5 protein-coding genes are annotated in these 10,373 nt (G+C 73.4%); 3 read left to right on the forward strand and 2 right to left on the reverse strand.

The window, feature by feature from the left end; genetic code table 11:
* The first annotated feature begins 48 nt into the window (after positions 1 to 48).
* The 3 genes from ACX28W_RS36135 to ACX28W_RS36145 are packed head-to-tail and all read left to right on the forward strand — an operon-like array spanning position 49 to position 4,636.
* The gene (locus ACX28W_RS36135) at positions 49 to 1,731 is read left to right on the forward strand and encodes an ABC transporter ATP-binding protein (protein ID WP_459004230.1); all 1,683 of its coding nucleotides are present in this window, start codon (positions 49 to 51) and stop codon (positions 1,729 to 1,731) included.
* Positions 1,728 to 3,509, forward strand: a complete 1,782-nt coding sequence (locus ACX28W_RS36140) for an ABC transporter ATP-binding protein (RefSeq protein ID WP_459004231.1) — start codon at positions 1,728 to 1,730, stop codon at positions 3,507 to 3,509. Before ACX28W_RS36135 ends, ACX28W_RS36140 begins: the two co-directional genes overlap by 4 nt.
* A 59-nt stretch (positions 3,510 to 3,568) precedes the next feature.
* On the forward strand, positions 3,569 to 4,636 hold the full coding sequence (locus tag ACX28W_RS36145) for an iron-siderophore ABC transporter substrate-binding protein (RefSeq protein WP_459004232.1): 1,068 nt from the start codon (positions 3,569 to 3,571) through the stop codon (positions 4,634 to 4,636).
* A 63-nt stretch (positions 4,637 to 4,699) separates the two neighbouring features.
* On the opposite strand, the gene ACX28W_RS36150 is transcribed toward ACX28W_RS36145, so the two are convergent.
* On the reverse strand, positions 4,700 to 4,909 hold the full coding sequence (locus ACX28W_RS36150; protein ID WP_362067570.1) for an MbtH family protein: 210 nt from the start codon (positions 4,907 to 4,909) through the stop codon (positions 4,700 to 4,702).
* Positions 4,910 to 4,952: 43 nt separating this feature from the next.
* Positions 4,953 to 10,373 (reverse strand): amino acid adenylation domain-containing protein (locus ACX28W_RS36155; RefSeq protein WP_459004233.1); only part of this gene is annotated, 5,421 nt, incomplete at its 5' end.

A 10,373-nucleotide genomic window follows, 5' to 3' on the forward strand; every position in this document is an offset into this window, starting at 1 on the left:
CTAGCCTTACCTAAATTTCATTCTGGCTGGTTCCGGAGGGTGCGGCCGATGGGAGTTGAGGAACCGTCAGGGCGAACCGTTCTGGCGCGGACGGTCGCGGGACAGCGGCGCGCGGTCGCCACCGCCGCGCTCCTCGGATCCGCCCATCAACTCGGCGAGGCCCTGGTCCCGGTGCTCATCGGCATCGTGATCGACCAGGGCGTCGCGGCGGGCGACACCGGGGCGCTGGTGCGCTGGCTCGCCGTACTCGCCGTCATGTACGTAGGACTGTCCTTCAGCTTCCGCTTCGGGGCGCGGGCCGGGGAGCGAGCGGCCGAACAGGCCGCGCACACACTGCGGGTGGACCTCGTACGACGCGTCCTCGATCCGCGCGGCGGGGCCGAGAGCGGACGACTTCCGGGCGCGCTGGCCAACATCGCCACCGAGGACGCCAAGCGGGTCGGCGCGGTCAACATGGCCGTCATGCTGGGGACTTCGGCCCTCACCGGTCTGATCGTCAGCGCGGTCGCGCTGCTGCTGATCTCCGTACCGCTCGGCCTGGTCGTCCTGTTGGGCACGCCCGTCCTGCTCTGGCTCGGGCATCTGCTCAGCAAGCCGCTGGAACGCCGCAGCGAGGCCGAGCAGGAGCGGGCCGCCCACGCCTCCGGTGTCGCGGCCGACCTGGTCGCCGGACTGCGGGTACTCAAGGGCATCGGCGCGCAGGCCGCGGCCGTCGACCGCTACCGGCGCACCAGCCGGGATTCGCTGGCCGCCACGCTGCGCGCCGCCCGCGCCGAGGCCTGGCAGCGTGGTGTGGTGCTCGCACTGACCGGGGGGTTCATCGCGCTGGTGGCGCTGATCGGCGGGCGGCTCGCCGTCGAAGGGGACATCACGCTGGGGCAGTTGGTCTCGGCGCTCGGGCTTGCCCTGTTCCTCCTCGGCCCGCTCGACGTACTGGCCTGGGTCAACACCGAGTTCGCCCAGGGCCGGGCCTCCGCGGCCCGGATCGCGGACGTCCTCGCCGCCGCCCCCGGCGTCTTCCCCGGCGACCGGCCGCTGTCCGCCCCGGTGCGCGGCGCGCTCCGGCTGCGCGGAGTCAGCCTCGGTGGGCTGCGCGAACTGGACCTGACCGTCGCACCCGGCGAACTGCTCGGAGTCGCCAGCACCGACCCGGCCGCCGCCGAGGCTCTGCTGCGCTGCCTCGGCCGCACCGACGACCCTGAGGCGGGTGTGGTGGAACTCGACGGCGTACCGCTGTCGGACCTCGACCCGGCCGAGCTGCGCACCGCGGTGCTGGTCGCGGCGCACGACGCCGCGTTGTTCGAGGGCACCCTGAGCGACAACATCGGCACCGGCGACCGCAGGGAGCGGGTGATGGCCGCCGCGGCGGCCGACGAGGTCGCCCGGGCCCTGCCGCACGGCAGCGCCACCCAGGTCAGTGAAGGGGGCCGCTCGCTCTCCGGCGGCCAGCGCCAGCGCGTCGCCCTCGCCCGCGCGCTGGGCGCCGACCGGCCCGTGCTCGTCGTCCACGACCCGACCACCGCCGTGGACGCCGTCACCGAGGCCCGGATCGCCGACGGCGTCCGCGCGTTCCGGCACGCCCGCACCACGCTCCTGGTCACCAACAGCCCAGCACTGCTCGCCGTCACCGACCGAGTGGTGCTCCTGGACGCCGGCCGGGTCGCCGCCGACGGCCCGCACGCCGATCTCGTACGAGCCGACGCGGCGTACCGGAAGACGGTGCTGGCATGACCACCGCACAACCCGACGCGACCCCGTCGAACCCTGGGGCCCCCGAGCTGCTGCCCACCGCCACCCCCGCCCGCACCCGGGCCGCCGTCGGTGAACTGCTCATCCCGCACCGGGCGTTGGCCTGGGCCGGATTCGGTGTGATGGTGCTGGCCACCGGCGTGGGACTGCTCACCCAGCCGCTGCTCGGCCGCATCATCGACCTCGTCACCGACCACAGCCCGGCCGGAGACCTCACGCTGCCCGTGCTGCTGCTGGTCGCCGTCGCCGTCGCACAGGGCATCGCCGCCGCGCTCGGGCGGTCGCTGGTCTCCCGGCTCGGCGAGACCGTACTGGCCGAACTGCGCGAGCGGTTCGTCGAACGCGCCCTGCGGCTGCCGCTCGACCGGCTGGAGAAGGCCGGCTCGGGCGATCTGAACGCGCGCGTCACCCGGGACGTCTCCCGGGTCACCGACGCGGTGCGCACCGCGCTGCCCGAACTGGCGGGCTCCGCGCTGTCCATCGTGCTCACCCTCGGCGCGCTGGCCCTGCTCGACTGGCGCTTCCTGCTCGCCGCGCTGCTCGCGGTGCCCGTGCAGGCCCACACCGCCCGCTGGTACGTACGCAACGCCACCCCGCTGTACGCGAAGGAGCGCATCGCCACCGGGGCCCAGCAGCAGCAGCTCCTCGACACCATCAGCGGGGCGGGCACGGTACGGGCGTACCGGATGGAGGCCGAACACACCGAGCGGGTCACCGCGCGTTCCAGGACCGCGGTCGAACTGACCATGCGGGGCGTGCAGTTGGTGCTGCGCTTCTACAGCCGGCTGCACCTGGCCGAGTACACGGGTCTCGCGGCCGTCCTGGTGACCGGTTTCCTGCTGGTGCGCGGCGGCTCCACCTCGATCGGTACCGCGACGGCCGCCGCACTGTACTTCCACAGTCTGTTCGGGCCGGTCAACACCGCTCTGGTACTGCTCGACGACGCCCAGTCGGCGACAGCGGCCCTGGCCCGGCTGGTCGGCGTCGTCGACGAACCGGTGCCGCACACCGTCGACCGGGGGCCCGTTTCCGACGCCACCGTCACCGTGACCGGGCTCGGACACTCCTACGTGCCGGGCCGCCCCGTACTGCACGACGTCGACCTCGCGCTGCGCCCCAAGGAGAAAGTGGCCCTGGTCGGTGCCAGCGGCGCGGGAAAGACCACCCTCGCCAAACTGGTCGTCGGTGTGCATCGCCCATCGGTCGGCACCGTGCGCATCGGTGGCGCCGAGCCGGACGAGTCCGGCCGCACGGTGGCGCTGGTCACCCAGGAGGTCCATGTCTTCGCCGGACCGCTCGCCGACGATCTGAGACTGGCCCGGCCTGCGGCCACCGACGAGGAGCTGCGCGAGGCCCTCGACCGGGTCGGCGCCCTCGGCTGGGCCGAGGCCCTGCCGGAAGGGCTCGCCACGATCGTGGGCGAGGGCGGCCACCGGCTGACCGCCGACCGGGCGCAGCAACTCGCCCTGGCCCGCCTGGTGCTGGCCGATCCGCCGGTCGCGGTGCTCGACGAGGCCACCGCCGAGGCGGGCAGCTCCGGCGCCCAGCGCTTGGAGCAGGGTGCCGAGCGGGCACTCGAGGGCCGCACCGCGCTGGTCGTCGCGCACCGCCTGAGCCAAGCCGCCGCCGCGGACCGGATCATCGTGATGGAGGACGGCCGGGTCGCCGAGAGCGGCACCCACGACGAACTGCGCGCCGCCGACGGTCCTTACGCGGCGTTGTGGCAAGCCTGGTCGGAGAACCGCAGTACCCGGCCCTGATCCGCCACCACCAACCCCCCGCACCCCGCTCACACACGACCGAACAGAAGGATCACCCGATGCTCCGCGCCAAGAGAGCCCCCCGGTTCGCCGGACTGCTCGCTTCCGTCCTGATGCTCGTCGGCTCGGTGGCCGCGTGCGGCTCCTCCGACTCGGATTCCGACTCCGCCTCCTCGCAGTCGGACAAGAGCTCCGCCGGCAGTGCCTTCCCCGTCACCCTCACGCACAAGTTCGGCAGTACGACCATCAAGTCCGAGCCGCAGCGTATCTTCACGGTCGGCCTCACCGACCAGGACGCCGTGCTCGCGCTGGGCAAGGTGCCCGTCGGCACCACCGACTGGCTCGGCGGCTACGACGGCGCCATCGGACCCTGGGCCAAGGACAAGCTCGGCTCGGCGAAGGCGCCGACCCTCCTCAAGGACACCGGCACCGGCCCCCAGGTGGAGAAGATCGCGGCCCTCAAGCCGGATCTGATCCTCGCCCTCTACGGCGGGCTGACGAAGGCCCAGTACGAGAGCCTGTCGAAGTTCGCCCCGGTGGTGGCCCAGCCGAAGGAGTACAACGACTACGGCATCCCGTGGCAGCAGCAGACCGAGTCGATCGGCAAGGCGCTCGGCAAGGAGGCCGAGGCGAAGAAGCTTGTCGAGGGTGTCGACGCGAAGTTCGCGGCGGCGGCGAAGGCGAACCCCGCCTTCAAGGACGCCGGCAGTGTGGTGGCCACCCCGTACGAGGGCTTCTTCGTCTTCGGCAGCCAGGACTCCCGCTCCCGCACGCTCACCTCGCTGGGCTTCAAGCTGCCGACCGATCTCGACAAGAGCATCGGCGACCAGTTCGGCGCCAACATCAGCAAGGAGCGGACGGATCTGCTGGACACCGACGTCACCGTGTGGACGGTGCCCGATCTCACCAAGGACCCGGCGAAGCTGCACGAGGACAACACGTACAAGAACCTCACCGTCGCGAAGGAGGGGCGTGAGGTGTTCATCGAGGAGGGGAGCGACTACGGCAAGGCCTTCTCGTTCGTCACCGTGCTGAGCCTGCCGTACGTCATCGAGCGACTGGCGCCGCAGCTCGCGGCGGCGGTCGACGGCAAGACGGACACCGAGGTGGAGCAGCCCACTTCCTGACAGCGAGCCAAAAGGCTGGGGGCCGGTACGCGGATCCGCGTACCGGCCCCCTCGCTCGTGCTCCTACCGGCCGCGCTCGGCAAGGCTCCTGGGGCGCATGTCCGTCCAGTTGGCCTCGATGTGCTCCAGGCACTCCTGGCGCGGGGCGGGGCCGTGGGTGACCGTCCACCCGGCGGGGACCTCGACGAAGTCGGGCCAGAGGCTGTACTGGCCCTCGTCGTTGACCAGGACCGCGTAGACGCCCTCGGGATTCTCGAACGGGTTGCTGCTCATCTCTTGGTTCCTCCCACTGTCTTGGATGTGTACGTCAGGGGTGTCATCGGCCTGCGCGGTCCACCAGGGCCTCCAAGGCCCGGAACCAGGTCTGTGCCAGGTCCCGGACGGATTCCTCCGTCAGCAGCCCGTCGGCGTAGGCCCAGTGGGCGCTGAGCTCCGGGCCCCCGGGGTGGTCCTCGGTGAGGGAGTTGACGGTGAGGGCGTGCGCCATCGGCAGGCCCGGGTCGGCGCCGAGATCGGCGGCGTCGCCCTCGACGGCGTAGGACCAGTCGGCGGCCTCGGGGTGGTCGAAGCGGCCCATGTAGTTGAACTCGATGCCCGGTGCGTCGAGGTGCGCCAGTTCGGGTCCGGTGCGCGGGTTGAGGTGGCGGAGCAGGCCGTGCCCGATGCCCGCGGTGGGCAGCGCGGTCAGGTGGTCCCTGATCCGGGCGAGCGCCAGGTCCAGATCCGGGCCGCCTGCGAAGGCGTCCGCCAGGTCGATCTCCCCGAGGTCGAGCCGGACCGGGACGACGCTGGTGAACCAGCCGACCGTACGGGACAGATCGGCGTCCGACGCGAGCTCCGCCTCCCGGCCGTGGCCCTCCAGGTCCACCAGCACCGCGTTGCCCCCGGTCCCTGTCCCCCGCTGCCGCCAGTCGGCGACGGCCAGGGCGAACGCGGTCAGCAGCACGTCGTTGACGCTGGCGCCGAAGGCCGTGGGCACCTTGCCGAGCAGGGGGGCGGTGCGGTCGGCGGGCAGGGTCAGGGACAGATGCCGGGTGGACGCGACGGTGTCCCGGGCCGGGTCGAGCGGCCGGGACTGCGGCAGACCGGCGCCGTCGGCCAGGACCGAACGCCACAGCGGCAGTTCGTCCTCGCGTACGGGGTCGGCGGCGCGCGCGGCGAGCAGGTGCGACCAGCGGCGGAAGGACACGTCGACGGGGGCCAGGTCGGGCGTGCGGCCCGCCGCGACCGCCGCCCAGGCGGCGGCCAGGTCCGGCAGCAGGATCCGCCAGGAGACGCCGTCGACCACCAGGTGGTGGACGAGCAGCAGCAGGCGTCCCGGGCGCTCGGGGCCCGCGTCGAACCAGACCGCCCGCACCATCGCCCCGGCATCCGGGGCGAGCCGGTCCCGGGCGACGCGCGCCTGCTCGGCGATCACCGCGCGCAGGGCCGTGTCGTCGGCGCCGGCCACATCGGCGCGGACGAACCACTCCGCCACGTCGACCGTGTCGGCGGCGGGTACGCACAGGGTCCACCGCGCGCCGTCGGTACGGTCGAGCCGGGCGCGCAGCATGTCGTGCCGGTCGGCGACGGCCCGCAGGACCGCCAGCAGTCCGGCCTCGTCCAGGGCGGCCGGGGTCTGGAGCAGGGCGGCCTGGTGGTATCCGTCGATGGGGCCACCGCGTTCGCGCAGGGCGTGCATGATCGGCGTGAGCGGGACGGCGCCGTCGTCGTGCCCGCGGACCGCCCCCGCCGGGTCCAGTGGGACGGCGACGGCGGCCAGCGCGGCCACGTCCCGGTGCTGGAAGACCTGGCGCGGGGTGATCCCCAGGCCCGCCGCACGGGCCCGGCCGACCAGCTCCATGGCGACGAGGCTGTTGCCGCCGAGGGCGAAGAAGTCTCCGGCGGCGCCGACGACTTCGGCGGGCAGCCCCAGTACTTCGCCGAAGACCGCGCACAGCGCGCGCTCGATGTCGTTCCCGGGCTGCCGGCCGCCGCCCACGAGCGCGGTGAAGTCCGGCGCGGGCAGCGCCTTGCGGTCGAGTTTGCCGTTGGACAGCAGCGGCAGCCGGTCGAGGACCGCCACGGCGGCCGGAACCATGTACTCCGGCAGTACGGCGGCCACATGCGCCCGCAACTGAGCCGGGTCGGCGGCCGCGCTGCCTTCGGCCGCCACCACGTACCCGACGAGCTGCTTGACCCGGGGCCGGTCCTCGCGGGCGGTGACCACGACCTGGGCGACGCCCGCGTGGGAGCCGAGGGCCGCCTCGACCTCGGCGAGTTCGATCCGGTAGCCGCGGATCTTGACCTGGTCGTCGGTGCGTCCCGCGTATTCCAGCTGTCCGCCCTCCGTCCAGCGGGCCAGGTCGCCGGTGCGGTACATCCGGGCGCCCGCCGGTCCGAACGGATCGGCCACGAACCGCTCGGCCGTCTGGTCGGGCCGGCCGAGATAGCCGCGTGCCAGTCCGGCGCCGGAGAGGTACAACTCGCCCGTGACACCGGGAGGTACGGGGCGCAGCGCCGAATCCAGCACATATGTCCGGGAGTTGTGCACCGGGCGCCCGACGACCGGGGTGGCACTGTCCGCCACCCTGCCGACCAGGGCGTCGACGGTGGCCTCGGTCGGACCGTAGAGGTTGAACGCCTCCGTGGCACGCAGGGCGGCCAGTTGGGACCAGAGCGCGTCCGGGACCGCCTCGCCGCCGAAGCCGACCACGGCCAGCGGGCAGTCGCCGTCCTCCCCGATCAGGCCGTTGTCGGCCATCTGGGCCAGCAGGGACGGGGTGACCTCGATGAAGTCCAGCTTCTGGCTGCGGATGAGCGCGGTGAGGAGTTCGGGGTCGCGACGGGTCTCGTCGTCCGCGATGTGCAGGGCGTGCCCGTCCAGCAGCCACAGCTGCGGCTGCCAGGACGCGTCGAAGGAGAACGACCAGGCATGGCCGACGCGCAGATGCCGACGGCCGGCCAGCTCCTTCGCCCGGTCGTGCAGGTCGTGCCGGTGGCTGTGGAAGAGGTTGGCGACGCTGCGGTGGGTGACGACCACGCCCTTGGGCCGCCCGGTCGAGCCGGAGGTGTAGATGACGTAGGCCGGATGGTCCGGGTCGGGCGCCGTCGGCTCGATCCCGGGTACGTCGTCCAGCGCGTCCAGCAGCAGGGTGCGGACGGTGGTCTCCGGGAGCGTGGGGCCCAGTTCGGCGGTGGTGAGGACCAGCGCCGGGCGCGCGTCGGCGAGCAGGTCGCGGATCCGCTCCGCGGGCAGGTCGGCGTCGAGGGGCAGATAGGCCGCGCCGGCCTTCAGCACCGCCAGGATCGCGGTGATGTGGTCGGCCGTACGGGGCAGCGAGAGGGCCACGATCCGTTCGGGAGCGGCGCCCTCGGCGGCCAGCACCCGGGCGAGCCGGTCGGCGCGCGCCTTCAGCTCGGCGAAGGTCCAGGTGACGTCCGCGTCGGTGACGGCGATCGCGTCCGGGGTGGCCGCGGCCTGCGCCTCGAAGAGCGCGGGAACGGTGCCTGGTCCGGCAGGGAGGGCGTTGTCGTTCCAGGTCTCCAGGAGGGTGCGGCGGTCGGCGGGGGTGAGGATGTCGAGCCGTCCGACGGGCTGTTCGGGGTCGGCGGTCATGGCCGCGAACAGCGTGAGCATCGATTGCACGAGCCGCCGGGCGGTCGTCTCCTCGAAGAGGTCGGGCCGGAACTCGGCGGTCAGCCGCAGCCGTTCGGCGGGCTCCACGGCCCACGCGAACGGGTAGTGGGTGGAGTCCTCGTGGTCCCGGACGGTCGCGCGAGGTCCGCTGCCGTCCCCCTCGCTCTCGACGACGGGGTACGACTCGAACACGACCAGCGTGTCGAAGAGCTCGCCGAGCCCCGCGCCGCGCTGGATGTCGGCCAGGCCCAGGTGCTGGTGGTCCAGGAGCCGGGACTGCTCCTCCTGCAACCGGTCCAGGAAGGCGCCCACCGGCTCGTCGTCCCGGAGCCGGACGCGCACCGGCACGGTATTGATGAACAGGCCGATCATCGACTCGACGCCGTCCAGCTCGGGCGGCCGTCCGGCCACGGTGGCGCCGAACACCACGTCGTCGCGGCCGGTCAGCCGGGACAGCAGCAGTCCCCAGGCCGCCTGCACCAGGGTGTTGACGGTGACGCCCCTGCTCCGAGCGAGCGCGGTGAGCGCCTCGGTCAGCCCGGCGTCCGCGTGCACGGTGTGTGTGCGCGGCACGACCGCGGGCCGGTTCGGGTCGGCGGGGACCAGGTGCGTGGGCTCGGCCAGGCCGTCCAGGGCTTCGCCCCAGGCGGACCGGGAGGCGGCCATGTCCTGGCGGGCGAGCCAGCGCAGATAGTCCCGGTAGGGGGCGGGCGCGGGGAGTTCCCGCCCCGCGTACAGCTCCCACAGCTCGGCCATCAGACGCGGCACCGACCAGCCGTCCAGCAGCAGGTGCTGGTGGGACAGGACGAGCCGGTGCCGGTCCGGGCCGGTCCGGGCGAGGAGCAGCCGTAGCAGTGGCGGCTCGGCGGGGTCGAAGCGGCGCCGCTCCTGGCCGAGCAGCCGCTCCCAGCCGCTTTCCTGTTCAGGGGCGTCGAGGTGGCGCCAGGGCAGGGCCACCGTGCGGGGTACGACGGCCACCGGGCGGCCGGTGGACAGGTGCCGGAAGCCGGAGCGGAGGCTGTCGTGCCGGTCGAGCAGCGCCTGCCCGGCGGCGCGCAGCCGTTCGGTGTCCAGAGGGCCCTCGATGTCGTACGACACCTGGACCGTGTAGACGTCCGGGCCCGCGTCGCCCGAGTCGAGGGCGGCGTGGAAGAGCAGACCGGCCTGGAGCGGCGACAGCGGCAACAGGTCGGCGTGGTCGGGGAGTTCGGCCCGCTCGTCCGCGGTGAGGTCGAGCAGCACGGCGGCCGGTTCGTCGGCCGTGTCCCGGCGTCGTACGGAGTCCTCGGCGACGGCGGCCAGTCCGGCGGCCGACTTGTGCCGGAAGACGTCACGCGGGGTGATCGTCAGGCCCTCCGCACGCACCCGCCCGACCAACTGTATGGCGACGATGCTGTCTCCCCCGAGGGCGAAGAAGTCGTCGTCGGGGCCGACCCGTTCGAGCCCGAGGACGGTCGCGATCAGCTCGCACAGCAGGGCCTCGCGGGGGGTGCGCGGCTGGGTCGCGGTGACCTCGGCGGCGAAGTCGGGCGCGGGCAGGGCCCGCCGGTCCAGTTTGCCGTTGGGGGTGAGCGGGAGCACGTCCAGGGGGATGACGGCGGCCGGGACCATGTGGGCGGGGAGGGTGGCGGACAGTGCGGCGCGCAGGCGGGACGTGTCGTGGGCGCCGACCGGGACGACGTAGGCGACCAGGCGGTCGTCCCTGACGAGGACGGTGGCGTGCGCGACGGTCTCGTGCGCGGCCAACACCGCCTCGATCTCGCCGAGTTCGATCCGGAAGCCGCGCAGCTTGACCTGGTCGTCGACCCGGCCCAGGTACTCCAGCTCACCGTCCCGGGTCCATCGGGCCAGGTCGCCCGTGCGGTACATCCGGCTTCCGGCGGGCCCGTACGGGTCGGCCGTGAACCGCTCGGCGGTCAGGCTCGCGCGGCCGAGGTAGCCCCGGGCGAGCTGCGCCCCGGCGAGATACAGCTCCCCCGCCACCCCGGGCGGCACCGGGCGCAGCGCCGCGTCCAGCACGTACGTCACCGTGTTCCACACCGGGCGGCCGATGGGCACGGCGGTGGCGCCGGGGAGGATCTGGCCGGCGGTGACGTCCACGGACGCTTCGGTCGGCCC

The sequence above is a fragment of the Streptomyces sp. SD15 genome (genome assembly GCF_054462255.1).

Bases quoted from the DNA above. Each gene is read 5' to 3' on its own strand.
- ACX28W_RS36135 (WP_459004230.1), top strand. From the start codon at position 49: ATGGGAGTTGAGGAACCGTCAGGGCGAACCGTTCTGGCGCGGACGGTC.
- ACX28W_RS36140 (WP_459004231.1), top strand. From the start codon at position 1,728: ATGACCACCGCACAACCCGACGCGACCCCGTCGAACCCTGGGGCCCCC.
- ACX28W_RS36145 (WP_459004232.1), top strand. From the start codon at position 3,569: ATGCTCCGCGCCAAGAGAGCCCCCCGGTTCGCCGGACTGCTCGCTTCC.
- ACX28W_RS36150 (WP_362067570.1), bottom strand. From the start codon at position 4,909: ATGAGCAGCAACCCGTTCGAGAATCCCGAGGGCGTCTACGCGGTCCTG.